The organism is uncultured Apibacter sp. (assembly GCF_946479295.1).
Classification (GTDB): Bacteria; Bacteroidota; Bacteroidia; order Flavobacteriales; family Weeksellaceae; genus Apibacter.
Genome location: NZ_CAMLFD010000001.1, coordinates 140761 through 167294, shown reverse-complemented (window position 1 = coordinate 167294; position 26534 = coordinate 140761). Strand labels below are relative to the sequence as shown.

The following is a 26534-nucleotide window of genomic DNA, read 5'->3' as shown; positions in this document are numbered from 1 at the left end:
ACTGATCTCAAGTAGCGTTGTATTATATATTAAAAAAAGATATAATATGAAAAAGTTTATTCTAATAACATTAACCGTATTTGCCATAACAAATTTATCAGCGCAAAAAAAATATGCTTATGCCCACCATGCAGGAACATTCGCAGGAAGTGATAAAGTAACCGTTGAGAGAGTTGCTTTCAAAAACCAGTACCAAATGGAAGTTGTTGGAAACTTATTTGTACCCCAAAGTATAGACCTTAGCCAAAAACACGCGGCAATCGTAATCGGTCATCCAATGGGAGCAGTAAAGGAGCAAAGTGCAAATCTTTATGCTACCCATATGGCTGAACGTGGATTTGTTACCTTGTCTATTGATTTATCCTTCTGGGGGGAAAGTGCAGGCGAACCTCGCAATGCTGTCTCTCCCGATATTTATGCGGAAGATTTTAGTGCTGCGATTGATTATTTGGGAACAAGAAAATATATAGACCGTGAACGTATTGGTGCGATGGGTATTTGCGGAAGTGGAAGTTTTGTTATAAGTGCTGCAAAAATTGATCCCCGTATAAAAGCCATAGCAACTATAAGTATGTATAATATGGGAAATGCCAACCGTCATGGATTAAATCATTCTCTATCCTTAGAGCAAAGAAAACAGATTATAGCGAATGCAGCACAGCAACGTTATATTGAGTTTGAGGGTGGCGAAACAATGGTTGCCGGTGGTACTATACTTGAATTGACACCGGAATCTAATCCTATCGAACGTGAATTTTATGATTTTTACCGCAACTCGGAAAGGGGGGAGTTTACTCCGAAAGGTGCATCACCTGAAAGGACAACAAAACCAACCGTAACGAGCAATATAAAATTCATGAATTTCTATCCGTTTGAGGATATTGAAACAATCTCTCCACGTCCTATGCTGTTCATCACAGGAGATCAGGCACATTCAAAAGAATTTAGCGAAGATGCTTATAACCGTGCAGCAGAACCCAAAGAAATATATTATGTAAAAGGTGCAGGACACGTTGATTTATACGACCGTCTGGATATGATTCCATTTGATAAACTGGATTCTTTTTTCAAAGAATACCTGAATAAATAAAAGATGATGAAAAAGTATTTTCTACTTCTTTTTGCCGTATTAATTTGCTTATCCATAAGCCCTCTAAATGCACAGAATATGAAAGTTAAAATAACGATCAACAATAAAGAGTTTACAGCAACACTTAACGACAGTGAAGCTGATAAAGAATTTATCAAACTACTTCCAATGGAAGTAAACATGGGAGAGCATAACGGGAATGAGAAATATTATAATCTGCCTAATAAAATACCGGGCAGAGCGATTAATCCGGGTAGCGTGAAAACCGGAGATCTGATGATTTGGTCTTCGAGTACATTGGTGCTTTTCTATGCCGGTAGCAGGACATCTTACAGTTATATCAGTGTTGGTAAAATTGACAACACATCCGGACTTCGTGAGGCTGTGGGTAAAGGTAACGTAAAAGTGAAATTTGAGTTAGTAAAAGAAGAAAATAATCAATAAAAAAGAGGTATAAAAACAATGGGAAAGCTATCAGGGTCAAAACATAGAAATTTACTTGTATTCATTTTAACTGTCGGTGTATTTGGTATTATAAACACCGAAATGGGTGTTGTCGGAATATTACCGCTAATTGCTGAAACATTTGGTGTAACTGTACCCACTGCAGGATGGGTTGTTAGTGCTTTTGCCTTAGTTGTTGCTATATCGGGGCCAATCATGCCATTACTGTTTTCAGGTATAAACCGAAAAAAAGTAATGTTGATAGCTCTTGGTATTTTTGTATTGAGTAATATAGTATCAATACTAACAACCAACTTTACTGTAATACTTATTGCACGTATCATTCCGGCAATCTTCCACCCTATTTATGTTTCAATGGCTTTTTCGGTTGCTGCAACGTCAGTTTCTAAAGAACAAGCTCCTAAGGCGGTTTCCCGCATTTTTATTGGAGTTTCGGCAGGTATGGTACTTGGTATACCTGTAACCAGTCTGATTGCCAGCGAAACCAGTTTCTCTATCGCAATGTTGTTTTTTGCAATAGTAAATGCGATGGTTTTCATCGCAACTATATTTCTTATTCCATCTATTCCGGTAAAAGAACGCTTATCCTATGGAACGCAACTTAGCGTGCTTAAAAAGCCTATTATTTGGAATTCTCTTATTGCTGTAACCTTTATCAATGGCGCAATGTTTGGTTTTTTCAGCTTCATGTCGGACTTCCTGAAAAACATAACACAGTTGGATTTTAAAGTAATAAGTATGATGCTGTTCATCTATGGAGGGGCAAATATTATCGGAAATCTCATAGCAGGGAAACTACTTGTTAAAATACCTTCAAAATGCATTAAAACAATTCCATTCGCTATGGTAGTTGTCTACGTAGCTCTTTTTCTGATGGGCGAATATTTTCTTGTAATGGGAGGTATTATTCTTATCCTGGGCATTCTTGCAGGGATTGCCAGTAATAACTGCCAGTATATGATAACTCATGCTGCACCTGAAGCACCGGACTTTGCCAATGGTTTGTTTCTCACATCAACGAATTTAGGAACGGCAGTTGGAACGGCTTTCTGCGGAATGTTCATTACAGCACTTGACGCCCGCTATGCAGTGATTGGAACATTGATATTCCTGATAATAGGTATTGTATTCGTATTTCTAAGACAGCGAGATGAAAAGAGAGTTTTAATATCACAAAATATAAATAAGGACTAATATTATGAGTACCAAAGAAAAATTTATTTCAAAAATAAAACATTAAAAATGGCAGGAGAAATTCATTTCCCTGCAAACTTCGATTTAAATAAAAAATATGCCGGTGTAGTTGTTTCTCATCTGGGCAATGGTGTGAAAGAACAGGTCGCAGGTCTATATGCACAGAAACTTGCTAAAAATGGTTTTATAGGATTTGCTTTCGATGCTTCTTATCAGGGCGAAAGTGAAGGTTTATCACGTTATCTTTATGATGCATTCAATAGAGTTGAAGATATTCGTTGTGCCATAGATTACTTAGTAACATTGCCTTATATCGACGAAAACCGTATAGGAGCAATGGGGATTTGTGCCGGTGCAGGTTATGCTATTAATGCCACACGGACAGAATATCGCATTCAGACAGTAGCAGGAGTCAGTACATGGGATGTAGGCGATAGCCAACGTAATGGCTTTGCCCGTAAATCGACAGACGAACAAAAAAGATTATTGCTCCGGGATGTTGCTTCACAACGCACTCGTGAAGCAAGGGGCGAAGAACCCCTTTTGATTGGGTATGTTCCTAATTAAATAGAAGAATTTACTGAAGATACTCCGGTTATTCAGCAAGAAGCCTATGAGTATTATTGTACACCGAGAGCCGCACATCCTACATTTTCGATCTTCTCCTTGCTTTAGGGGGCGGACTTACGGCAGAACACCAGATTGAAGCCATGTTCACGTACCAGCGTTCGGAAGCCCGAGGTAAGCACCAGATCGCCAAGATTTTCCTTAACCAAAAACAACTTGTCCTGATCATAAACTATTTTGTGAGGAACACCTGAAAATAACTTAAAGGCCAGTTCGTGAGCATAGACCGCAAGAGCCGTGGTAAAAGGGGTACGGCTAAAATGTTGAAACTTATACCGGCTGCCACTCAGCGACATTGCAAAGAAATAAACTTTGCAAGACTCCCCATTAGGAGTTCTCATCCATCGCTTGCCGAAATCGCACTGGGCGTACCGGCCATAAGACGTCTCGGGCTGTTTCTCATACGGACGGAGACTCTTTTCAGACTCTTTGGGAAGATTCCGGATCAAACGAAGACGGTTCACAAAGTTGAAAACGGTCTTGGGGGTAACTGACGGAGGGTCAGGAAAATGTTCCTTTAAACGGTCGTGAAACTGCGGGGCAGACAGGAAAGGCCATTTACGTAGTTCACTCACTACATAAGACTCGTAAGCGTCGAGCTTATGATCATAATGGCGATCATAACTCGAATTGGCGATGAACTCTTCTTCTGTCATCGAAAGATACTTTGATACCGTCTGTCGGTTAAGACCTACACATTGACCTATCTAAGTCTTGTTTAGCCAGATGAAAATAATTCGCTAACTTTGTTCCACATCAGATACTTCTTTAATTTGGAAGTCTCGGTCATAGCATTGTAATAAGGAGTTTGCACTACAAAATTACAATGCTATTTTTTGGCTAATGATGTCGATTTAACTTTTCCGATTTTTGAAGATACAAAATTACCGATTACATAAACATATTATTAATAGACCGTATTGCAATATCCGAAAGATTAAATTTGGATTGAATGAAGTTGGCAAGGTGTTTCCGGGTAACTTCATATTTCTGATAAGTAGCTGCCGATTTAGAAAGACCAATCAAGGATTTTACATTCTCGTTATGCTTCTCAAAAAGATTAAGTAGTGTTTCTTAGTTTTCCGTATACCCTAAAAATTCGTTCTTTAGCCCTTCGGCTGTTACCTGTTCCTGCCTTTGTATTTCATGGTAAAGTCTGTGCAATGTTGCTTTTAATTCATCTAACAGGTTATTGACCTTTGTTGCTTCGGCAGAACGTCCGATTGCCCGACTTGATTTTCCGTCCCAGTTACCTTCATTAATATCAACTTTGGTATTAAACCTGGATGCTTCCCCGTCAATGGTAATTCTACACATAATTGGAAAATTACCGTTCGCTTTTTGCTTGTCTTTTTTTCACATAAAAAAGAATCCTAAATGTACTTTTCATAAACTCACTTTTTAAGTTACAAACTTATTTTAATTATCTTAAAGTGAGTTCTATAAGGGGGTGGACACATCACGACAGCAATAGGCCAAATTTGGACAAACTGTGTCCCTTGCGGGATTTTTGGAAAGGGGGTACAGTTTAGGTTACGAAAGGTGTCTTTTAGGGGCTACTTTTTGTCTTCCTACCCAGACAAAATAGAAATAAAAAACCCTACAAATCACTTATTTGTAGGGTTTGTCCAGTTCTTCCAGCGGAGAGAGAGGGATTCGAACCCCCGGACCTGTTACAGTCAACGGTTTTCAAGACCGCCGCAATCGACCACTCTGCCATCTCTCCATCTACCTTATTAGGTAGGTTATTTTTAACGGTTGCAAATATACAATCCTTTTTTATTTTTCCAAATTTTTTTAAATAGAAATTTCCTCTGTGGTAGCTAATAAATCATCTAAATTTTCTCTTCGTCTGATAATGTGTGCTTTACCATTTAATAATAAAACCTCTGCAGGCTTTAATCGAGAATTATAATTAGAGGACATTGAAAAGCAATAAGCTCCGGCATTTTCAAAACAAAGTAAATCTCCTTCCCGGATTTCATTAATATTTCGGTTTGTTCCAAACGTATCAGTTTCACAAATATAGCCTACTACCGTATAAAATCGGTTCCTACCTTCAGGATTAGAAATATTTACTATATTGTGGTAGGCATTGTAAAACATAGGTCTTATTAAATGATTAAAACCGCTATCTACTTCGGCAAAAACAGTAGAGGTAGTTTGCTTAATAACATTTACCGAAACAATAAAAAATCCGGATTGGCTAACCAAAAATTTTCCCGGCTCAAACATTAGGGTTAGTTCGTGCGGATAACTTTTTTGAAACTCATTAAAGCGTTCTCCCAGTTTTTTACCCAAATAATTGATATCAGTTTCGTGATCTCCTTCCTTATACGGGACTTTAAATCCGCTTCCGAAATCAAGATAGTCAAGATCATGAAACTCTTTGGCAACAGTAAACAGAATTTCTGCACCTTTAAGGAAAACTTCCACATCAAGGATATCTGATCCGGTATGCATATGGACTCCTTCCACTTTAATTCCTGTATTATTTACAATTCGTAATACATGAGGAAGCTGGTGAATAGAGATTCCAAATTTAGAATCAATATGACCGGTGGAGATTTTAGCATTTCCGCCTGCTAAAATATGTGGATTAATACGGATGCAAACCGGATAATTTTTTAATTCATGCCCAAAAGATTCTAGGATAGAAAGGTTATCTATGTTGATGCGTACACCTAGTTCAACAGCTTTTTTAATTTCATTAAAAGAAACTCCGTTAGGGGTAAAAATGATTTCCTTTGGTTCAAAACCTGCTCGAAGACCTAATTGCACTTCTTGAATAGAAACCGTATCTAATCCCGACCCCAGGTTCTTTAGGTATTTTAAAATCGAAAGGTTGGTATTAGCTTTACAAGCATAGTTTAACTTGACCTTCTTTACGCTTTTAAAAGCTTTTAAAAGCTTGTTATATTGGGTTTTAATTATTTCTGAATCATAAACGTAAAGTGGTGCGCCAAATTCTTTGGCTAAATTTTCAAGTTGTTGTATTCTTGCTAATTCCATAGTTTTAAAAAATAAACAGTTTGTAAAGTTATAAAAAAGTGGATAGCTAAATAAATTAATAAGAATTTATTTTAAGCGGATATAGGTATTTCGTTTTTTTACAAAATATTGGAAAATAATATATTTCTTATCATAATAATTGTCAATTCCTGCTTTTCGTTTTTTTAAGTATTTAGGTAACATATGATAAACAGAAAAATGAGCTCTGATAATTGCCCAGCAATGTTTCCAACCGTTAGAAAAAAGAAAACGAATTCCTGCTAAACCATCTAATAATAATCGCAAAATAAATATCCATAGGACTTTGTTTGAAGGTAAGTTTTTTATTAACATAAGAAGATTATTTCTAAAATTAAGATAAGTCTTCTCTGGATTGTAAACATCTAAGGTACCTCCACCTACGTGATAGACCATAGAATCTGCACAATAGTAAATGATTTTACCCTTATTTTTTAATCTCCAACAAAGATCAATTTCTTCCATATGAGCAAAAAAATCAGCATCAAAACCTTGGTTTTCCCAAAAATCCTTTTTACGGATAAATAAACAAGCCCCCGTAGCCCAAAAAATTTCACGGTTGTCATTATATTGTCCTTCGTCTTTTTCCAGGCTAAAAAAAACACGTCCTCGACAAAAAAGATAGCCTAAATTATCCATAAAGCCGCCTGCTGCCCCTGCAAATTCAAAATAATCTTTCTGCTTATAATTTCTTATTTTTGGTTGTATGGCTGCAATATTTTTATTTTCATTAAATAATTCCAGTATGGGGACAGTCCAGTTTTCAGTAACTTCTACGTCAGAGTTTAATAAACAATAAATATCTTCGGCGATTGATTGTAATCCCTCATTATAACCGCCTGCATATCCTAAATTTTTTTTATTTTGAATAATTCTTACAGAAGGAAAATTCTTTTGCAAATAAGAAATAGAATCATCTGTGGAGGCATTGTCTATGACGTAAATTGTCGAATTTGGGCTATAATCTAGTATACCTTGTAAAAATTTTTCAAACCAGCTTATTCCGTTATAATTAAGTATAGCAATGGCTAAAGTTGATAATCTATTCCGCTTGTGTATTTCCATCTTTTATGTGACCAAAGCCATAGGCTTGGATTAGTTTTTATGTTTCGTTCAAGTTCTGTGTAAAATTTTTCTACAATTTCATTTTCTCTGAATTTATCATTATCAGGCAAAATACGTTTTAAATGAGCTTCATATTTTCCTCTTTTTACTTTAACCATATCCACATAAACTATAGCATATTCCTTTTTTCGTGCAATTTTATCGTATCCGTTAAAAGCCGGGCTCAATCGATTAAAAAAATTTAATTCATAATGTATTCTACTCTTATAAGGGCTTTGATCGGCCACAAAAAGAAAGGCATGAGAACCATCATTGGGTAATTTAAGCATTGTTCGTACTACTTCTTTCACAGAAAGAGGGATGGTTCCAAACCTGGCACGTGATTCATGTACCCCTTGGTCGAAAAAATTATTGGCAACTTTTTTATATACAGCATAGGTATGTTCCAAATTTAAATCCATTGAAATCCCGGTTAGCCATTCCCAATTAAACATATGTCCGATTAGTAATATAACATCCTTTTTTTCTTCCCGGCATTGTTGAGCTACTTCCAAGTTAACAAATTTAATCCTCTCATCATAGTCTTCCTCTTTCATGGAAAAAGTTTTGATAAGCTCAATCATAAAATCTGTAAAATTTTTATAAAATTCTTTCTGAATCTGGATTCTTTCTTGCTCGCTTTTTTCAGGAAAAGCAATCAAGAGATTGTTTTGAACAATTTTCCTTCTGTATCTTATTATATAATAGATTAAAAAATATAAAAAAGTAGAGATCCCATATAAAATGGAGAAGGGTAATTTAGATAATTGAATAAATAAAATCTTTATAATTTTTTTCAAAATAGTAAAATATTAAAACAAAAGTAATAAAGAATTTTATAATTTAAATTTTTCTATTTTAGAATCTAAGATTAAGATTGGTATAAATACTCGTTAATTTTTTCAATCAACCAATTAATCCAATTTTCATCCTCGTTTAAGCATTTTATATAATGAAATTCTTTGCCTCCTTGATCTAAAAATAAGGCTTTATCTGTAATGGCAAGTTCTTCTAATGTTTCAAGACAATCAGATACAAAGGCAGGAGCTACCACAGCTAGTTTAGTTATCCCTTCGGAGGGGAGATTCTCAAGCGTTTTATCGGTATAAGGTTTCAGCCAGGGATCTTTCCCAAGGCGAGACTGAAAAGTCTGTCTTACTTTAGACTTGTCTAAACCTAATCTTTCGCGTATTTTTTCAGTTACGTAATAGCACTGATGTCTGTAACAATATTTATGAGAAGCCCTTTCTTTTTCAAAACAACAAACATTATCAATTCTACATTGTTTAGTAGGATCGGTTTTATATATATGACGTTCCGGAAGCCCATGATAGCTGAATAAAAGCAAATCAAAATTTTCGGGAAGTTGTTTTTTTATAGAATTACTCAAAACGTCTAAATAGTTCTCATCGTTATAAAAGGGAGGAAGAAAACTTATAGATAAATCGGAAAAATATTTTTTATGAATTTCTTTGGTTTTTTCCTCAACGGTTTCAGTCGTGCTCATGGCGTATTGCGGGTATAATGGAATGATGAGCACCTCAGTAACTCCCTTATTTTTTAGCTCAAAAAGCCCTTTTTTAATGGAAGGCTCTTGATATCTCATGGCTAATGCTACGGGATTCTTAATTTTATTTTTTATTTTTTCAGTAATTCTCTTTGAAATTACCACTAAGGGTGATCCTTCCTTCCACCAAATATTTTGATAGGCATGAGCAGATTCTTTCGGTCGTTTTGGAAGAATTAAACATTCTACAATGAATTTACGTATTAACCAGGGTGCATCAATAACTCGCTTATCCATTAAGAATTCACGCAAATAAATTCTTACATCTTTTTCAGTGGTAGATTTTGGCGATCCTAAATTGACCAAAAGTATGCCTTTCATTTTATCATTTAATTAATATGTCTACAAAAGTAAGAATCTAATGCTAAAAATGCCCTTTTTTGCTATAATAAGAACTGATTGTAATATAAAATAATTACATAATCAGCAATTCGTCATATCATAAATTTACGCAGATTTATTAAATCGACCTAAGAGTAAAAAAATAAATTTTACACAATAAATCAATTAATCTATGTTGATTAGTTGTATTTATTTGTATATTTATAAAAAAATGAGAGAAATACATCCTTTAAAATAAATTTTCATAAAATGATCTAGTTGTGGGATTTGTATTTTAAATAGTAAGCAAGTTGAATATATAAGTTGTAGATTTTCAATAAATATTTATAAAATAAGAAGATTAGGAAAGAATAATTTTTTTGAATTTTTTATTTGTAAAAAAATTATTTCTAATTTTCAATAAGATAGCATGATTAACTACTGCAGGTATCATGATCTTTTTTACTTGTTCAACATTTTTTATTTGAGAATGCAAAGTATAATAACCATATCCCTTTACGCAACCATCTTCAAATAATAAAAATGAATTTTCTCCTAATTTCCTACCTTTATCCGCCAATAAAATATGTTTTTCTGTTTTAAATTTAAGTTCGGTAAGAACATCCCCACCGCCTTTAATTTTTTCTTCTAAATAAATCAAAATTTCTTTAGCTTTATTTAATGAAGTAAAGGTTAATAAGGCATATTTTTTATTTTTAGAATTAATAAAATCAATAAAAAAAACAGTAGGGTTATTCTTTAAAAAAATACCGTATATTTCTGAATGGATTTCTCTTATTGGACTATATAAAGGTTGATTAATCTTGTTTTCGTTATAGGCCTTAATTTTCGCAATAATTTCATTGCCGGTTAGTTCAACATTTACTTCCTCTGTACTTTCCTGGATTTTCCTGGATTTTTTGCTTTTAGATGTTAAAATCTGGCTGGCTTTAGTAGAAATATTTACGCTTTCATCTATATAAATAATTTTACCGGTTTTATCATGAAAATAAAAAACTCCTGTTTCAAGAGGCAGCTTTTCAATAAGCGAAAGAATTTTTTTATTTAATGATGAGTAGTTAGTATGTTTAATTGATGTTACAATGATGTTTTTCTGAGAATCTTTATCTAAGAGAAGCTGGAATAATTTAACCGTAGCACGTGCATCTCCATGAGCTCTGTGCCTGTCGGTTACGGGTATCCCTAACGAATTACATAGGTTTCCTAAAGAATAGGAAGCCAATCCCGGAATAAGAGTTCTGCTCAAGGTAATGGTATCCAAGGTAGCGCGCTTAAAATCATATCCTAATCGTGAAAATTCACTACGTATTATGCGGTAATCAAAAGAAATGTTATGCCCTACTAGGATAGTATCGTCAGTAATTTCAACAATTCGTTTGGCTAATTCATAAAATTTTGGAGCGGTTTTTACCATTTTTTTACTAATCCCCGTTAGCTTTTGAACATAAAAATGAATATCCTTTTCGGGATTAACCAAAGAAATAAAGGTATCAGTAATTTTTTCTCCATTAAATCTATATATGGCAATTTCAATTAAGCTTTCTTCATTAAACTTACCTCCAGTGGTTTCAATATCTAGAATAGCATAATCCATATAAAACTCTCTCTTCTCAACATAATTTATTTTCTTCTTCTTGCATTCTTCTTAACGCCTAAAGCTCCAAAAAACATTTTAGACCCTTCTCTTACAAAAGTTCTTCCTATGTCTCTTACAAAGGGTGAATTCATTACTTTTTCAAATAGAGAAGGTTCAGATTCTTGTTTTTTCGTATTTTCTTTTTTATTGACTTCAGTTTTCAAGTTTTCCGAATTCTTTTGTTCGGAAACACTATTCATCCTTTCACTTAAAATTTCATAGGCACTTTCTTTATTGATATCTTCTGCATATTTTTTTACTAAATCAGAATTATTAACAATTTCGTAAATTTCATCAGAAGTAAGCACATCCATCCGAGAGCTGGGAGAAATCATGAAGGTATCGGCTAACGGGGTAGGAATACCTTTTTCATCCAAGGATGTGATAAATGCTTCTCCTATACCCAATTGCTGAATAAGTTCATTAGCTTGATAATAGTTAGTAGATGGATAATTTTCAATGGCTTTATTAATTTCTTTTTTATCTTTTGCTGTAAATCCTCGTAAGGCATGTTGTATTTTTAGTCCCAATTGGCTCAATATGCCTTCAGGCACGTCTCCGGGAACTTGCGTGCAAAAATAAAGTCCTATGCCTTTTGAGCGTATAAGTTTAACCATTATTTCAATTTGATTGAGTAAAGCTTTCGAAGCCTCATTAAATATAAGGTGTGCCTCGTCGATAAAAATGGCAAGTTTCGGCTTATCTAAATCACCTACTTCAGGAAAAGTTTGATATATTTCAGATAGCAGGCTCAACATAAAAGTTGAAAAAAACTGTGGTTGATTCTGAATATCTTGTAAACGAATAATATTTACCACTCCCATACCGTCCCTAACTTCCAATAAATCATCAGTATTAAAGCTAGGTTCTCCGAAAAATCGGGCTGCGCCTTGTTGCTCAAGAGAAACAATTTTCCTTAAAATAGCACCTAATGAGCTGGGAGCAATAGATCCGTAATTTTGAGATAATTCAGATTTTCCCTGTTCATTATCAGTTACAAATTGTAAAACCTTTCGTAAATCATCAAGATCTATTAAAGGAAGCTTTTTATCATCACAATACTTGAAAAGTATAGACATAATGCTGGTCTGCACATCATTTAACTCAAGTATCTTACTTAATAAAATAGGTCCGAATTCGGTAACAGTAGCTCTAAGTCTAACTCCCTTTTCTTTCGAAATAGTTAGCAGCTCTACCGGAAATCCTTGTGCTTTATAAGTTAATCCAAGTTTTTCGTATCGTTCTAATATCTTAGGATTATTAGGGTCTCCTGCTTTTGCAATCCCACTTAGATCTCCTTTAATATCCATTAATAGGGTGGGAACTCCTTTAAAAGAAAGTTGTTCAGCCAATACTTGAAGCGTCTTAGTTTTTCCGGTTCCGGTAGCGCCGGCAATTAATCCATGTCTATTAATCATCTTTAAAGGAACCGCTATTTCAACTTCCGAGACGACATTACCATCTAGCATAGCTTTTCCTAGCATTATTTTTTCTCCATTATAATTATACCGAGCAGTAAGGTCATGAATAAACTGTTCTTTCATTAAATGAAATTTAAATTATTATAAATAACTGTAAAGTTAGTGTTTTATAAAATAATTAAGAAGCTATCTGTTGCAAATATAATTTTTAACTATATTTATAAAATAATTATAAAATGATTAGCTAATAATTAATAATTAGATAATTTAAGTTATTTTTTGTACTTTGTAAATTTTATTATTATTTTGTAAAGTAATAAAAAGATCGACAATTTATATATAATGAAAATTAAAGTCATTAATAAATCAAAACACGAACTTCCTGAATATAAGACCGCTTTTTCCGCAGGTATGGATTTACGAGCTAATTTGGATGCTTCTGTAGTTTTGAAGCCTTTTGAAAGAAAGATAATACCTACAGGGCTATATATGGAAATTCCTCCAGGATATGAAGGTCAAATACGTCCACGCAGCGGCTTAGCACTGAAGCATGGAATAGGGTGCCCGAATTCTCCGGGAACCATAGATGCTGATTACAGGGGCGAATTAGGGGTTATATTAGTAAATCTTTCAACTGAAGAATTTACCATTAATGATGGAGAACGAATAGCACAATTAGTTATTGCTAAGCATGAGACGATTGTGTGGGAAGAAGTTGATGAATTAAGTGAGACTGTAAGAGGCGAAGGGGGATATGGAAGTTCAGGAATAAAATAAATAATATTAATACTTAAAAATACTTATAAAGAACATTTTAATTAGATAGATTATGAGAATTATTGTTCCCATGGCCGGAAAAGGTTCAAGGTTAAGACCGCATACATTGACGGTTCCTAAACCGTTAATCCCTATTGCAGGTAAACCTATTGTACAAAGATTAGTGGAAGATATAGTTAAGGTAGTCGATGATAAAATAGATGAGATTGCATTTATTATAGGGGATTTTGGATCGGAAATCGAAAAACAATTAATTGACATAGCAGAAAAATTAGGAGCAAAAGGGTCCATTTACCACCAATTAAGTCCTTTAGGAACTGCTCATGCACTTTATTGTGCTAAAGAAAGTATGAAAGGCCCTATAATAATTGCCTTTGCAGACACCTTATTTAAAGCGGATTTTCAGCTCGATAAAAATTCAGATGGAGTAATTTGGGTAAAGAAAGTCGAAGATCCGAGTGCTTTTGGAGTTGTAAAATTAGATGAACAAGGAATAATTCAAGGTATCGTTGAAAAGCCTCAAGAATTTGTTTCGGATTTAGCCATTATAGGCATTTATTATTTCAAAGATGCTGATAAATTGATGAGTGAAATTGATTATCTAATTGAAAATGATATTAAAGTTGCTAATGAATTCCAACTTACTAATGCTCTGGATACATTGAGGGAAAAAGGAGCTACTTTTACATTAGGTAAGGTTAATGATTGGATGGATTGCGGAAATAAAGAAGTAACCGTTGAAACAAATTCTAAAATATTAAATTATGAAAAAGATGAGTTAGCCTTATATCCTGAAAGCGCAAAAATTGAAAACAGTTTAATTATCCCTCCTTGTTTTATCGGAGAAAATGTTGAAATAATTAACTCAAAAATCGGTCCTAATGTTTCTTTAGGAAATGGAACTAAAATCGATAAAAGTAATATTGAAAACTCATTGATACAGGAAAATACACGTATTAGTCACGGAAATCTTATCAATTCTATGATTGGTAATTCTGCTAAATATATTGGAGTATCCAGATCCTTAAGTTTAGGTGATTATAGTGTATTAGAAACTAAATAAAACCTATGAAGAAATTACTGATCTTGATCTTGGTAGCTGTATTTATGTTTTCATGTAAAACACAAAAGGCGGTTTCCATCAATCACAAGGAAATCAAACATGAAAATGCAAGTGCAGCAAGTTTATATAAATCAATTGTAGAACCCATAAATTTTTCTACTTTGAAAATTAAGGCAACTGCAGATATTGAATCAGGTAGTTCATATCCTTCCGTAGCCTTAACTTTATATATTGATCAAGGAAATCAGATTTGGGCGAATGCTACCCTAATTCTTCCTTTAGCCAGAGCTTCCATATATCCCGGCGGATTTAAAATGTATGAAAGATTAGGAAAAACTTATGTTGATTCTAATTTTGATTATCTTAATAGCCTTTTAAAAGTTGATTTTTTAACGTATAAAAATATCGAAGATCTATTAGTAGGTAAATTATTTTTTCCTATCAATGATCAAGATTTTAACTTTTCCATAGAAAATAATTACTACATACTAACTTCCAAAAAATTAATGAAAGTAGGAAGCGGGAAAGGAGCAAGAAATTTTTCAAGAAGATTGATCTTCGATTCTAATTACAATTTAAGACAAATTAGTATGGAAGATAAATCAAAAGACACATATTTACAGATAGATTATGCTGATTATGTAAATATTGAGAATAAAATTTTACCAAAAAATATTAAAATTTTCATAAAAGGAGAAAAAGAGATTAAAATTACGTTGAATTATAATAAATTTGAATTTGTTAATATGGAAACGCCTTTTGAAATTCCAAAGGGATATTCGCAAAGAAAAATTAATGAATGAATAGTAGTAAAAAAATATATATATTTTTCTTTCTATTAATAACTATAGTTACTTATAGTCAGCTACCCTATAAGAAAGAAGATCTTCAAAAACAAAGTGTCCAGCTAAAACAAGAGATTGCAGAGCTTAATAAAGCTTTGATTTCAAGTAAAAACGAATCTAAGATCTCAATAGCCTATATTGCTAATCTTGATAAAAAAATTAAAGTACGGGCAAAGCTCATAAGTAACACACGTAAAGAGTCTCGAGTTCTTGATGAAGAAATATATTTGAATCAATTAGCCGTTAATAAACTGAGAAGAGAATTAAAAAAATTAAGAGAAAACTATGCGGATGTATTAATTCGATCTTATAAGAACAGATCTGTACAAAATAAGATACTCTTTATTCTTTCATCCGAAAACATATCTCAAGCATTTCGGCGTATAAAGTACTTACAAAAATATTCTGAATTTCAAGACGAAAAAGTTGCGGAAATAAATGAAAAGCAACAGCAAATTTTGCATACTATTGAATTAAGGGAGGCAGCAAAAAAAGAGAAGCTAGAAGTGTTAGCGCAACAGCAATCCCAGATTAATCAATTAAATGTTGAAAAAAAGGAAAAAGAAATTGTTGTACAACGATATATGAAGGAGCAGGGAGACCTAGCCGAAAAAATAAAGCAAAAACAAACTCAGCAAAAAGTATTAGAAAAACAAGTGCAAGCAATTATTGCAGAAGAGCTAAGAATTGTTAAGTTAAAAGAAGCTGAAGAAAAAAGAAAAGCAGAAGAGCTTGAGAGGTTAAGGAAAAAAACAATAGAAGAAGAACGAGCTAAAAAAGCGATGGAGGCACAGTTGGCAGCGCAAAGAATAGCTGAGGCTAAAGCTGCTGCAGCCAAAAAAGCAGCTGAAGAGGCTTTAGCAGCTAAAATAGCTGCTCAAAAAGAGGCAAATGATAAAGCGGCAGCCAAAAGAGCAGAAGATGCAAGAAAAGCAGCGGAAAAGGCAGCAGCGGAAAAGGCAGTTGCAGATAAATTAGCAGCTAAGAAAGCAGAAGATGCTAAAATTGCAGAAGAAAAAGCTATAGAAAAGAAGAAGTCGTTAGAACTTCCTAATGTCAATACTAGTGCTTCAGAAACGTTATCAAAGGATTTTGAATCAAATAAAAATTCATTACCATGGCCGGTTTCCGGTACAGTTGTTTCCGGATTTGGAAGAACGCCACATCCTGTTGTTCCAAACATTTATGTTGAACACCAAGGAATTGAAATATCTGCTGCACCTGGTAGTTCAGCAAAAGCTGTTTTTAATGGTACTGTTAGTAGAATTTTAATTGTTCCGGGCGGAGGAAAAGCTGTCTTGATAAGTCATGGAAACTATTTTACCTTATATTCGAATCTATCATCTGTTAACGTATCCGTGGGAGACAAAATAAAAACAGGTCAAGCATTAGGGAAAATTTACACAGATGATACGAATACTACCCTATTAGGTTTTCAAGTATGGAAAGGTACTGTTCCTCAAAATCCTGCCAACTGGCTATCCGGTATGTAAATGATTTATAGAAAATGTATTATAATATGAATTAACAATTTTCAAAAATTTATTAACTTTGAAACAAATCAAAAAAAATTATGAGATTATTTGAACATCCTATGTCTATAATAATAATATTAGTTGTTGTATTATTATTGTTTGGAGGGAAAAAGATTCCTGAATTGATGAGAGGTTTAGGATCGGGATTGAAGGAGTTTAAAGAAGCTACCAAATCTGATGAAGAAAAGAAAAAAAAATCTGATTCATCTAATAATTCTAAAGAAGAAAACTAATTTTTATATTAGTTTCATAAATTACTAACATAAATAAAAACATGAAATTTACGGAAAAAGCCTGGAAAATATTCAATCAAAGCATTCAGGATTATCATATAAAAGATAATGTAAATCAAAATATTAATAATCCCTATCCGCAAGATAAAATAGAGCACTTACTGTATTTAAAAAATTGGATTGATACGGTACAGTGGCATTTAGAAGATTTAATAAGGGATGAAAATATTGATCCGATCGAAGCTTTAAGATTAAAGAGATGGATTGATCAATCCAACCAAGAAAGAACAGATCGGGTTGAAAATTTGGATAGCTGGTTTTTACAAAAATATGAAAACGTAAACGTTTTGCCTCAAGCAAAAATTAATACCGAAAGTCCAGCATGGGCAATAGACCGTTTTTCTATCTTAGCACTAAAAATATATCATATGAAGGCGGAGGCAGAAAGACAAGATGCCGGAATAGAGCATAAACAAAGTTGTCGAAAGAAATTAGAGATCTTACAACAACAATATATAGATCTTTCTACAGCTATTGAAGAGCTTTTAGAGGATTACTCTGCCGGAAGGAAATATATGAAAGTTTATAAGCAAATGAAGATGTATAATGATGAAGAATTAAATCCGGTGCTTTATAACAGAAATAAATAAATTATAATTTATTATCCACACTCCTTACCACCTGTTTTAAAAATGTAATAAATATTGTAATACAGGTAATATCTTATATAGCTTTTAAAATTTTTATAGTCTTTTAATTAATATGAATAAAATAAATATAATGAAAAAAATTATATATTCTTTGCTATTAGTATGTAGCATCTTTTTGGTTGGTTGCATCGAATCAAGCACTACTGAAAACTCTATAAGTCGTTTGATAGATAATCCAACAGATAAGGAAATAAAAGTAGCAATTGATGGCAATGAATTAGTTATTCCAGCCAAATCAAGCGTTAATCATACATTTGAATATTATGGTAAACATCAGTTAACTTATAATGGTCAATCATTAAACTTCATAGTTAAACCTACGAATTCATATAATGCTGGATTTATCAATCCGACCCAATCTAACTATTATATGTTGCAGATCTATTATGTCGATATTAATGGTCAAATGAAATACAACGATATGATGAAAAAAGCTTATAAGATTTACCAAGTGACTATCAATGGCGAGCCGGATGAGATAGAACTTCCAGTTGAAATTATTAATGATGTGTTTATTGAGAGATATTATGGTAAATATGTTCAAGCATGGAATTATGGTATAAATGATAAATTGCCAGATGAAATAGGGCTTGAAAAAGGTACTACTCAAACTCCAAGGTATAAATTATTTCGTGAAGCTGATTTCATTGGATATCTAGCTGGATTAGATGCAGGACTCAAAACATTACAGTTTCCAAATCAACCCAAAAAATATGCTGATTTAACTAAATATACTGTTCCCAATATCAATTTAGCTGATATTAAATGTGATGAGGGACGGGAATTTGTGAAACAACATCTAGCTGATTGGAACAACCTTTTTACCTTAAAGGGAGATGAGTTTACTAAATTACATAGTCAAATAATCTCCTTTGATACTTACAAAAAAAGATCGAATATTTATGACAAATGCATTAAAGAAAAGGATTATACTTATAGTTCTGCGATTAGAAAAATTGACTCAGCATTTAGACCTATCGAACAAGTAAATCTGTTTATTACTGAATAATTGGTCAAATATTGATTGATAATATATTATATGAGGCACCTAATTGAATGATTAGGTGCATTTTTCTTGGTAAGTAATAGTAAAGTTATATAGGATATATTCCTATTTACATATTTATTTCTTTGTAATTCTTCCCGATATTAAATCTTAACAAAATATTGATATCATAATAATATGCATTTCTTAAAATGCTAAATGGGATTGTTATTTGCCTTGTAATGAAAAACACAATTCAGGTAAACATAATTTTTAGTTGTAATATAAAAAATATAAAATTTTTGAAATTAAATTTTATACGAATATATTCGTAATTTATTTGTTTATACAAGATAGTTTGAAATGGATAGTAATTAATATTTATATATAAATAATAGTAAAATAAATAATTAAGAAATAAAAATAGTGCGTATATTGAGTTATTATTATATTTAATATTTTGAAAGCATAAAATTAAAATACTAATGATGAAGAAATTTTTATTATTTATACTTATTACTACTATTTCACCATATTTTTATTCTCAACAAATTCTAACAGATAGTCCACTTAAAGATACGGTAACTATACCTGAAAAAGTTAAAAACTGGAAAATTAGTGGAGATCATTCCTTAATTGTAAACCAAAGTTCATTTTCTAATTGGATTGCCGGAGGTACTAATTCTTTTGGAGGTTCAGGTAGAATAAAGTATACCTTTGATTATAAAAAAGGTAAAAATATTTTTAAAAATATTCTTACAATCGGATACGGTCAGGTAAATAATAAAAATGATAAAATGAAAAAAACCGATGATATATTGTTGCTTGAATCTATGTATGGACGTAGTATATCAAAAAATTGGTATGCAAGTGTAGATATGTCATTTAAAACACAAATGTTTAACGGATATGATTATACGACTCATCCTGATTATACGCCTAAAGACAGGATTTCATCTTTTATGTCTCCGGGATATCTAACCTTAGGGATTGGTTTTGATTTCAAGCCCGATGGAAATTTTCAGCTGTCATTATTACCTATAACGTCTAAAAATACGTTTGTACTGGATAGAAAATTGCAGAAAAAAAATAATTATGGGTTAAAACACGATGGAGACTGTGTATATATGGAATTAGGAGCCATGACCTCAGCTAAATATAAATTAGTGGTAATGAAAAATGTGGTTTGGAATAATTCCTTATCTTTATTTACAAATTATCTGTCCCATACGGAAAGAGTAGATGTGAACTTTGGAAGTGTAGTGGATATGAAGGTTAATGATCATATATCTACTAAGTTGACCTTTGACATGATTTACGATCACGATCAAATTAAAAGAGTGCAAACACGACAAACATTTGGTATAGGAGTTTCTTATGGTTTTAAATCTAAAAATTAAACCTGAAAAATGAAATCAAATTAAGAAAAATTAAAAAATCTTAATTATGAAAGCTTTTTCAATTAATTATATAATAAACATTATAATTAATAAGATATATTTTTCACATAAAAACGTTTTTTATATTTTACATTACTTTTATCTTTGCGAATATTTACTTTTAACAAAAATAAATGAAATTACTAGCAGTGGGTACCGTTGCATACGATGCCATAGAAACACCATTTGGGAAAACTGATAAAATTTTAGGAGGAGCGGCCACCTATATTAGCTTAGCTGCTGCAAAGCTTGGAGCAGAGGTTAATATTGTTTCCGTGATAGGAGGAGATTTTAAATCTGATTATATAGAAGTATTTCATAAAAATTCTATTGGTATAGAAGGGGTAAAAAAAATAGAAGACGGAAAAACTTTTTTTTGGTCAGGAAAATATCATATTGATATGAATAATCGGGACACATTAATTACTGAATTAAATGTGCTAGAAAATTTTGAGCCGCAAATCCCTGATTCACAAAAGAATTCGGAGATCGTTATGTTGGGGAATTTACATCCTGCCATACAGCTATCCGTATTAGCGCAAATGTCGGTAAAACCGAAATTAGTAATTTTAGATACAATGGATTTCTGGATGAATACCGCTTGGGATTCATTACTTCAAATTATATCCAAAGTCGATGTAATTACTATTAACGATGCCGAAGCACGTCAACTATCGGGAGAGTACAGTTTGGTTAAAGCAGCCAAAAAAATCCAAACAATGGGACCAAAGGTAGTAATCATAAAAAAAGGAGAGCATGGCGCACTATTATTTAACGAAAATAAAGTGTTCTTTGCTCCGGCTTTACCGTTAGAAGATGTATTTGATCCCACAGGAGCAGGAGATACCTTTGCCGGTGGATTTGCCGGATATTTAACACAAACGGCAGATTTATCGTATGATAATATGAAAAAAGCCATTATTGTAGGTAGCGCCTTAGCATCTTTTACCGTAGAAAAATTCGGAACAGATAAATTACAAAACTTATCTTCTACAGAATTTGAAAATAGGCTTACTGAATTTAAAAATCTGACGGACTACAACTATAGATTCTAAATTTCAAATTATCTAAAATTATATATAACCTTTGATTTAAATAATTAAAGGTTTTTTTAATTTTATAGCTAAAAAACATGTTTTTATGATAAAATCGAAAATTATAACCCTGAATTTATTAACAATCTTAACCTTAAACGTAAATGCACAAATCATGAAATATCCGGTCACAGAAAAGGAAACGGTAAACGATGAATATTTTGGAGAAAAAGTTCCTGCACCCTATAGATGGTTAGAGTATGACCAATCTCCAAAAACAAAACAATGGATAAAGGAACAGAATGAATTGACTTTTGACTATTTAAGTAAAATACCTTACAAAAACCAACTCAAAGACCAACTTAAAAAATTATGGAATTACCAAAGAGTATCTGCTCCAATTGAAGAAGGAGACTATACTTATTATTATAAAAACGATGGGTTGCAGCCGCAGTCGGTTTTATATAGAAAGTTAACATCCGGAGGTAAAGAAGAAATATTTTTAGATCCCAATAAATTTTCAAAAGACGGTACTACTTCGCTGGGAGGCATTTCATTTAGCAAAGATGGAAGTTTGGCTGCCTATCAAATATCTGAAGGAGGCTCTGATTGGAGAAAGGTTATAGTCGTAAACACGAAAACAAAAAAACAAATTGGAGATACCCTTACAAATGTAAAATTTTCAGATATTGCTTGGAAATCAAATGAAGGATTTTATTATTCAGGTTATCAAAAACCTAAAGAAGGAAGTCAGCTATCGGGAAAAACCGAACATCATATATTGTACTTTCACTACATAAAAGAATCTCAATCCGCAGATCGAATAATTTTTGGTGGAGAAGAAATACCTCGAAGATATATTAATGCTAAAGTTTCTGAAGATCAAAGATATCTTATTATTTCAGCAGCCAATTCGACTTCAGGTAATGAATTATATATACAAGATTTAAAAAATAACAATAAAATATATCCGATAGTAACCGGTTTTTCCAACAGTTACGATGTTATTACTACTGATGGTGATTGGTTATACATACTAACTAATGAACAAGCCCCCAATAATAAATTAGTCAAATTGAATGCTAGGCAAATAAGTAAAAAAAGATTACCATGGCAAACCGTGATTTCTGAGTCCGAATCAGTACTATATGTAAGCAGTGCTCATAAATATTTATTTGCAAAGTACGTAGTAGATGTCCACTCAGAAGTCAAACAATATACACTAGAAGGGAAATTATTAAGGACAATTGAATTACCCGGTTTAGGTCAGGCAACAGGATTTATTGGAAAAGTTAACCAAAAGGAAATATATTATTCTTTTACTAGCTACATTTATCCATCTACCATTTTTAAACTGAATACTGAAAGCGGTGAATCCAAACTTTATAAAAAACATGAAATAAACTTCAATCCGGAACATTTTGAGAGTAAACAAATTTTTTATACTTCTGAAGACGGGACAAAAATACCAATGACCATTACGTATAAAAAAGGAATAAAGTTAGACGGTAAAAATCCGACTATTCTATACGGATATGGAGGATTTGAAATCAGCTTGTTGCCTTCTTTCTCGGTTGCTACGGCAGTATGGCTACAAAATGGAGGGATATATGCAGTAGCTAATCTTAGAGGAGGAGGAGAGTATGGAAGAAAGTGGCATGATGCAGGAATTAAGCTTAAGAAAAAAAATGTTTTTAATGATTTTATAGCAGCTGGGGAGTATCTTATTTCTCAAAATTATACCTCATCTGAACGTTTAGCTTTATCAGGTGGATCTAATGGTGGATTGCTAGTGGGAGCAGTAATGACAATGCGTCCAAATTTAGCTAAAGTAGCCTTACCTGCTGTAGGGGTTTTGGACATGTTACGTTATCATACCTTTACTGCCGGTGCTGGATGGGCCTACGATTACGGAACTGCAGAAGATCATAAAGATATGTTTACCTATCTAAAATCGTATTCTCCTGTGCATAATGTAAAAAAGGGAATTTGTTACCCTGCAACCCTGATTACTACCGGAGATCATGATGATAGGGTGGTGCCTTCTCACTCATACAAATTTACAGCGGAATTACAGGAAAAGCAAAATTGCTCTAATCCGGTTTTAATTAGAATTGAAACTCGAGCCGGACATGGAGCTGGTAAACCGGTAGAATTATTGATTGAGGAAACTGCAGATAAATTTGCTTTTACACTTTATAATTTTGGGATAAAAGATTTAAAATAAGAATTTAGTCAGATTAAAAGAAGTGGGGATTATTTTATAAATATAACAATCCCCATATTTTGTTCTGTTTATTAGTTAAAAAAACTAAATGCACAGAAGGTTGAATAGCTTTATTTTGATTACGATCATTCAGGTAATCAAATTTTAAGAATTTTGCAATATCATGGTCAAAATGAACCTGTGCTATATGAGTTGTAGCCAGTGCCAAATCCACTTCAAATAATAGATGGTTCTTTGTTATTTAGAGTTTGATTAATAAAATGCAAAAGACGGTGACCCGGAATTGTTTGAAAAACTTCGTCAACACTATGAAGCTAAAAAAGGCAAACTTCATACTTTAATCAAGAAGGAGTTATTGCATATGATGAAAACTGATGTTTCTGAAAAACTAATTGATTCCTCTAATGCAAAATATGTAGATGGAAGTTGCACGGTAACAGTAGATTTCTATAAATCAAGCAGTAATGATTTGAAACTTTCATTTGGTAGAGCGAATGTTAAATTTTATTATAATAAATACCGTTACGATATTCCCAATGGCTTTAACAATAAATATGTTTTTTACCCAAAATCCTTAAGGAACGAGAAACATAATGAATGAAATTATAACAAAAGTTTACCATGTATATTCAAGTGGAAAAGCATTTGAAATTAAATATCCATAAGTTATGAGAAAATATAGAATGGTTATTTTTTAGTGATAATATGGGTAATTGGGGGTATCGTTTTTTTTATTTAAAAATCAAGTTATAAAAATCGTATTAAAAAAGATTTTGGATTTAAAACAAATGGTTTAAAACTTGAGAAAAAAACTGAAAAACAAGAAGGGGCACCTAATGGAGACGTTATAAAAGCCTAACTCTGAAATATGAAAATTTAATTAGAGGTATTGAAGATTTAGATAAATTGCCTATCAAAGAATAATTACCACCAAATGAAATTCCGAACTATTTTCAATCAATTATAAAAGGTTATTACAAATGTATTATTGATGAAGATGACAACAGAAATTTTAAAATATTAATAATAGCCCCACATAGCAAAGAAATATATGTATATGATCAAATTATGTAATAAAATTCCTTGCAAATGCGAGAAGTTTTAAAAGCTTTAATGAGTGGTAAGCGGTTTAAACCCAACTAAACAACAGATAGAAAAAAACAAAAGAATTAAAAAAAGGAATCCACCGTATTAAAGTTTTGTATTCACAATAATTGTACTATCAATATTTGGTGTTTATTCTACTATTTTGGTTGAAACGAAAAAGAAATAGCTTAAATAAGTCGTTGAAAAATTACGACTATCAAATCGGCGTCTTAACAAAAAAATAAAAAATTTGGGATATATAGATAAAAAGAAGAAAGTTGAAATTTAAATATATAAAATATTTATACTTCAAAGTGGTTTGTTCATTATCAAAATATATAGTAAACAAATAAATAAGGTAATAACCCTACATGGGGGAAAAAAGTGTAAAATATAACTATCTAATTTACAATGGTTTTAAAAAGGGAGAGAAAATCAAAACAAAATTTCAAACTAAATTAAAACTGAACCCCAAAAACAAGAAAAATAAAATATAAAAAATTTTGAATCAGAATGTTAAATTGTGAAAAAAATTTTATAATTTTGCAGTCCGAAAAATATATAAATAAAACACATGTCAGGTATTATTGGGAAAAAAATTGGCATGACCAGCTTATTTGATGAGGAAGGTAAAAACATTCCTTGTACAGTTATTGAAGCGGGTCCTTGTACAGTTTTACAGGTCAGAACCGAAGAGAAGGACGGCTATTTTGCAGTCCAGCTTGGTTTCGATGACAGAAGTGAAAAAAATGTAGGCAAAGCCCTTTTAGGTCACTTCAAAAAAGCAGGATCAACACCAAAAAGAAAAATGGTGGAGTTTCGTCATGGATTTGACGGATTAAAAATTGGAGAAGAAGTAAAAGTAGATTTATTCTCTGAGGGAGAATATGTTGACATTACCGGAACATCTAAAGGTAAAGGGTTCCAAGGGGTGGTTAAAAGACATGGCTTTGGAGGAGTTATGCAGGCCACACATGGACAGCACAATAGATTGAGAGCACCGGGTTCTATTGGAGCGGGATCAGATCCATCAAGAGTATTCAAAGGGATGAGAATGGCTGGAAGAATGGGTGGAAATCAAGTGACAGTACAAAATTTACAGGTTATAAAAGTGGACAATGAAAAAAATCTTTTAATAGTAAAAGGTGCAATTCCAGGTCCTAAAAATTCATATGTAATTGTAAGAAGATGGAATTAGTAGTACTAGACAGAAGCGGAAAAGAAACCGGAAGAAAGGTTACTTTGGACGAAACAATATTTGGGATAGAGCCTAATACACATGCTGTGTACTTAGAAGTAAAGCAATATCTGGCATCACAAAGACAAGGAACACATAAATCTAAAGAAAGATCCGAATTAAGTGGGTCTACTCGAAAACTTCATCGTCAAAAAGGAACGGGAGGATCTCGAAAAGGAGATATAAATAATCCCCTATTTAGAGGTGGAGCAAGAGTGTTTGGTCCTAAACCAAGAGATTATAGATTCAAATTGAATAAATCACTAAAAAGAGTAGCAAAAAAATCAGTTTTAAGTCAAAAATTAAAAGAAAACAACCTGAAAATTGTTGAAGACTTAAAATTTGAAGCACCTAAGACTAAAGATTTCAATAAACTTCTACAGGATTTAGGATTAGCTAATAAGAAGGCTTTATTCGTTTTAGGAGAGTCAAATAAATATGTATATTTGTCATCACGAAATTTACAAGACGCTAAAGTATTAGAATATAACGAAATAAGTAGTTATGATATTTTAAAAGCGAATGAAGTGGTTTTATTTGAAAGCTCAGTAGAAAAAATACAAGAAAATTTAAGAAAGTAGAATTATGTCTGTACTAATAAAGCCTATTATATCAGAAAAAGCAAACGAAATCGCTGAAAAAAGAAATCGCTATACTTTTTTAGTAGATACCAGAGCGAATAAATCAGAGATTAAATATGCAGTAGAGCAAACTTATGGAGTAAGTGTAGTTGCAGTAAGAACATTAATTTCTGCACCTGTTGTAAAATCGAAATATACAAAAACAGGTCTTCAAGTTGGAAAAACTAATAAATTGAAAAAAGCAATGGTGGATATAAAAGAAGGAGAAACCATTGACGTATTTGGAAATATATAATTATTAAAGAA

General features: G+C 32.3%; 25 protein-coding genes, 1 tRNA gene and 1 pseudogene. 18 read left to right on the top strand and 9 right to left on the bottom strand.

Annotation, left to right across the window (positions count from 1 at the left end; translation table 11 throughout):
• Positions 1-46 precede the first annotated feature (46 nt).
• The 4 genes from Q0T35_RS00860 to Q0T35_RS00845 are packed head-to-tail and all read left to right on the top strand — an operon-like array spanning position 47 to position 3316.
• A complete protein-coding gene (locus Q0T35_RS00860; RefSeq protein ID WP_295810076.1) occupies positions 47-1090 on the top strand; it encodes an alpha/beta hydrolase in 1044 nt (347 codons plus the stop codon).
• A gap of 6 nt (positions 1091-1096) precedes the next feature.
• Positions 1097-1534: a cyclophilin-like fold protein gene (locus Q0T35_RS00855; RefSeq protein WP_295840462.1), complete on the top strand. Its 438-nt coding sequence runs from the start codon at positions 1097-1099 to the stop codon at positions 1532-1534.
• An 18-nt stretch (positions 1535-1552) separates the two neighbouring features.
• Positions 1553-2749, top strand: a complete 1197-nt coding sequence (locus tag Q0T35_RS00850; RefSeq protein WP_295840459.1) for an MFS transporter — start codon at positions 1553-1555, stop codon at positions 2747-2749.
• Between the two features lie 48 nt (positions 2750-2797).
• Entirely contained in the window at positions 2798-3316 is a 519-nt protein-coding gene (locus Q0T35_RS00845) for an alpha/beta hydrolase (RefSeq protein WP_295840456.1), read from the top strand.
• 104 nt (positions 3317-3420) lie between these two features.
• Here the strand turns inward: Q0T35_RS00845 and Q0T35_RS00840 are convergent, their stop codons facing one another.
• From Q0T35_RS00840 to Q0T35_RS00800, 9 genes and pseudogenes are all read right to left on the bottom strand, one after another.
• Positions 3421-4032, bottom strand: coding sequence for a DDE-type integrase/transposase/recombinase (locus tag Q0T35_RS00840; RefSeq protein WP_295810084.1), 612 nt, complete (start codon positions 4030-4032; stop codon positions 3421-3423).
• Positions 4033-4450: 418 nt separating this feature from the next.
• Positions 4451-4720: pseudogene (locus Q0T35_RS00835) on the bottom strand (Arm DNA-binding domain-containing protein); the annotation flags it as partial.
• A gap of 297 nt (positions 4721-5017) precedes the next feature.
• Positions 5018-5102, bottom strand: a tRNA-Ser gene (locus Q0T35_RS00830).
• A 71-nt stretch (positions 5103-5173) separates the two neighbouring features.
• Complete coding sequence (gene lysA, locus Q0T35_RS00825) at positions 5174-6388, bottom strand: diaminopimelate decarboxylase (RefSeq protein ID WP_295840454.1); 1215 nt, start codon at positions 6386-6388, stop codon at positions 5174-5176.
• A gap of 66 nt (positions 6389-6454) precedes the next feature.
• Complete coding sequence (locus Q0T35_RS00820) at positions 6455-7471, bottom strand: glycosyltransferase family 2 protein (protein WP_295810087.1); 1017 nt, start codon at positions 7469-7471, stop codon at positions 6455-6457.
• The gene (locus Q0T35_RS00815; RefSeq protein ID WP_293918051.1) at positions 7435-8310 is read right to left on the bottom strand and encodes a lipid A biosynthesis acyltransferase; all 876 of its coding nucleotides are present in this window, start codon (positions 8308-8310) and stop codon (positions 7435-7437) included. Before Q0T35_RS00815 ends, Q0T35_RS00820 begins: the two co-directional genes overlap by 37 nt.
• A 71-nt stretch (positions 8311-8381) precedes the next feature.
• Positions 8382-9398 carry a ferrochelatase gene (gene hemH, locus Q0T35_RS00810; RefSeq protein ID WP_295840451.1) on the bottom strand — a complete coding sequence of 339 codons (1017 nt, stop codon included), beginning with the start codon at positions 9396-9398 and terminating at the stop codon, positions 8382-8384.
• A 361-nt stretch (positions 9399-9759) separates the two neighbouring features.
• Entirely contained in the window at positions 9760-11013 is a 1254-nt protein-coding gene (locus tag Q0T35_RS00805; protein ID WP_293918047.1) for an exonuclease domain-containing protein, read from the bottom strand.
• Positions 11014-11039: 26 nt separating this feature from the next.
• Positions 11040-12599 carry a helicase HerA-like domain-containing protein gene (locus Q0T35_RS00800; protein WP_295840448.1) on the bottom strand — a complete coding sequence of 520 codons (1560 nt, stop codon included), beginning with the start codon at positions 12597-12599 and terminating at the stop codon, positions 11040-11042.
• A 219-nt stretch (positions 12600-12818) separates the two neighbouring features.
• On the opposite strand from Q0T35_RS00800, the gene dut reads away from it, so the two are divergent.
• From dut to rplW, 14 genes are all read left to right on the top strand, one after another.
• The gene (gene dut, locus Q0T35_RS00795; RefSeq protein WP_293918043.1) at positions 12819-13253 is read left to right on the top strand and encodes a dUTP diphosphatase; all 435 of its coding nucleotides are present in this window, start codon (positions 12819-12821) and stop codon (positions 13251-13253) included.
• A 52-nt stretch (positions 13254-13305) separates the two neighbouring features.
• Positions 13306-14316, top strand: a complete 1011-nt coding sequence (locus tag Q0T35_RS00790) for a sugar phosphate nucleotidyltransferase (protein ID WP_295810093.1) — start codon at positions 13306-13308, stop codon at positions 14314-14316.
• Positions 14317-14321: 5 nt separating this feature from the next.
• Complete coding sequence (locus Q0T35_RS00785; protein WP_293918040.1) at positions 14322-15119, top strand: DUF4292 domain-containing protein; 798 nt, start codon at positions 14322-14324, stop codon at positions 15117-15119.
• Complete coding sequence (locus Q0T35_RS00780) at positions 15116-16654, top strand: murein hydrolase activator EnvC (RefSeq protein WP_293918039.1); 1539 nt, start codon at positions 15116-15118, stop codon at positions 16652-16654. Before Q0T35_RS00785 ends, Q0T35_RS00780 begins: the two co-directional genes overlap by 4 nt.
• Positions 16655-16734: 80 nt before the next feature.
• Positions 16735-16929: a twin-arginine translocase TatA/TatE family subunit gene (tatA, locus tag Q0T35_RS00775; protein WP_293918038.1), complete on the top strand. Its 195-nt coding sequence runs from the start codon at positions 16735-16737 to the stop codon at positions 16927-16929.
• A gap of 41 nt (positions 16930-16970) precedes the next feature.
• Complete coding sequence (locus Q0T35_RS00770) at positions 16971-17579, top strand: DUF4254 domain-containing protein (protein WP_293918037.1); 609 nt, start codon at positions 16971-16973, stop codon at positions 17577-17579.
• A 151-nt stretch (positions 17580-17730) separates the two neighbouring features.
• Positions 17731-18648, top strand: coding sequence for a hypothetical protein (locus Q0T35_RS00765; protein ID WP_295840442.1), 918 nt, complete (start codon positions 17731-17733; stop codon positions 18646-18648).
• Positions 18649-19112: 464 nt separating this feature from the next.
• Positions 19113-20024, top strand: coding sequence for a DUF3078 domain-containing protein (locus Q0T35_RS00760; RefSeq protein WP_293918033.1), 912 nt, complete (start codon positions 19113-19115; stop codon positions 20022-20024).
• A gap of 173 nt (positions 20025-20197) precedes the next feature.
• Positions 20198-21118 (top strand): PfkB family carbohydrate kinase, encoded by a 921-nt coding sequence (locus Q0T35_RS00755; RefSeq protein WP_295840439.1) that lies wholly within the window; start codon positions 20198-20200, stop codon positions 21116-21118.
• A 154-nt stretch (positions 21119-21272) separates the two neighbouring features.
• Entirely contained in the window at positions 21273-23324 is a 2052-nt protein-coding gene (locus tag Q0T35_RS00750; RefSeq protein WP_295840828.1) for a prolyl oligopeptidase family serine peptidase, read from the top strand.
• 283 nt (positions 23325-23607) lie between these two features.
• The gene (locus Q0T35_RS00745; RefSeq protein ID WP_295840438.1) at positions 23608-23925 is read left to right on the top strand and encodes a hypothetical protein; all 318 of its coding nucleotides are present in this window, start codon (positions 23608-23610) and stop codon (positions 23923-23925) included.
• A gap of 1059 nt (positions 23926-24984) precedes the next feature.
• The gene (gene rplC, locus Q0T35_RS00740; protein ID WP_295810368.1) at positions 24985-25608 is read left to right on the top strand and encodes a 50S ribosomal protein L3; all 624 of its coding nucleotides are present in this window, start codon (positions 24985-24987) and stop codon (positions 25606-25608) included.
• Positions 25599-26228: a 50S ribosomal protein L4 gene (gene rplD, locus Q0T35_RS00735; protein WP_295810365.1), complete on the top strand. Its 630-nt coding sequence runs from the start codon at positions 25599-25601 to the stop codon at positions 26226-26228. The genes rplC and rplD overlap by 10 nt, the downstream gene beginning before the upstream one ends.
• A gap of 4 nt (positions 26229-26232) precedes the next feature.
• Positions 26233-26523 (top strand): 50S ribosomal protein L23, encoded by a 291-nt coding sequence (gene rplW, locus Q0T35_RS00730; protein ID WP_295810362.1) that lies wholly within the window; start codon positions 26233-26235, stop codon positions 26521-26523.
• The last annotated feature ends 11 nt before the right edge of the window (positions 26524-26534 follow it).

Excerpts from the sequence above, each read along its gene's own strand:
- lysA (WP_295840454.1), bottom strand. The coding sequence starts at position 6,388 with ATGGAATTAGCAAGAATACAACAACTTGAAAATTTAGCCAAAGAATTT.
- Q0T35_RS00845 (WP_295840456.1), top strand. The coding sequence starts at position 2,798 with ATGGCAGGAGAAATTCATTTCCCTGCAAACTTCGATTTAAATAAAAAA.
- Q0T35_RS00840 (WP_295810084.1), bottom strand. The coding sequence starts at position 4,032 with ATGACAGAAGAAGAGTTCATCGCCAATTCGAGTTATGATCGCCATTAT.
- Q0T35_RS00820 (WP_295810087.1), bottom strand. The coding sequence starts at position 7,471 with ATGGAAATACACAAGCGGAATAGATTATCAACTTTAGCCATTGCTATA.
- tatA (WP_293918038.1), top strand. The coding sequence starts at position 16,735 with ATGAGATTATTTGAACATCCTATGTCTATAATAATAATATTAGTTGTT.
- Q0T35_RS00770 (WP_293918037.1), top strand. The coding sequence starts at position 16,971 with ATGAAATTTACGGAAAAAGCCTGGAAAATATTCAATCAAAGCATTCAG.
- Q0T35_RS00805 (WP_293918047.1), bottom strand. The coding sequence starts at position 11,013 with ATGGATTATGCTATTCTAGATATTGAAACCACTGGAGGTAAGTTTAAT.
- dut (WP_293918043.1), top strand. The coding sequence starts at position 12,819 with ATGAAAATTAAAGTCATTAATAAATCAAAACACGAACTTCCTGAATAT.
- Q0T35_RS00855 (WP_295840462.1), top strand. The coding sequence starts at position 1,097 with ATGAAAAAGTATTTTCTACTTCTTTTTGCCGTATTAATTTGCTTATCC.
- Q0T35_RS00785 (WP_293918040.1), top strand. The coding sequence starts at position 14,322 with ATGAAGAAATTACTGATCTTGATCTTGGTAGCTGTATTTATGTTTTCA.
- Q0T35_RS00760 (WP_293918033.1), top strand. The coding sequence starts at position 19,113 with ATGAAGAAATTTTTATTATTTATACTTATTACTACTATTTCACCATAT.
- Q0T35_RS00790 (WP_295810093.1), top strand. The coding sequence starts at position 13,306 with ATGAGAATTATTGTTCCCATGGCCGGAAAAGGTTCAAGGTTAAGACCG.
- Q0T35_RS00755 (WP_295840439.1), top strand. The coding sequence starts at position 20,198 with ATGAAATTACTAGCAGTGGGTACCGTTGCATACGATGCCATAGAAACA.
- hemH (WP_295840451.1), bottom strand. The coding sequence starts at position 9,398 with ATGAAAGGCATACTTTTGGTCAATTTAGGATCGCCAAAATCTACCACT.
- rplD (WP_295810365.1), top strand. The coding sequence starts at position 25,599 with ATGGAATTAGTAGTACTAGACAGAAGCGGAAAAGAAACCGGAAGAAAG.
- rplC (WP_295810368.1), top strand. The coding sequence starts at position 24,985 with ATGTCAGGTATTATTGGGAAAAAAATTGGCATGACCAGCTTATTTGAT.
- Q0T35_RS00850 (WP_295840459.1), top strand. The coding sequence starts at position 1,553 with ATGGGAAAGCTATCAGGGTCAAAACATAGAAATTTACTTGTATTCATT.
- rplW (WP_295810362.1), top strand. The coding sequence starts at position 26,233 with ATGTCTGTACTAATAAAGCCTATTATATCAGAAAAAGCAAACGAAATC.
- Q0T35_RS00860 (WP_295810076.1), top strand. The coding sequence starts at position 47 with ATGAAAAAGTTTATTCTAATAACATTAACCGTATTTGCCATAACAAAT.
- Q0T35_RS00750 (WP_295840828.1), top strand. The coding sequence starts at position 21,273 with ATGAAATATCCGGTCACAGAAAAGGAAACGGTAAACGATGAATATTTT.
- Q0T35_RS00800 (WP_295840448.1), bottom strand. The coding sequence starts at position 12,599 with ATGAAAGAACAGTTTATTCATGACCTTACTGCTCGGTATAATTATAAT.
- Q0T35_RS00780 (WP_293918039.1), top strand. The coding sequence starts at position 15,116 with ATGAATAGTAGTAAAAAAATATATATATTTTTCTTTCTATTAATAACT.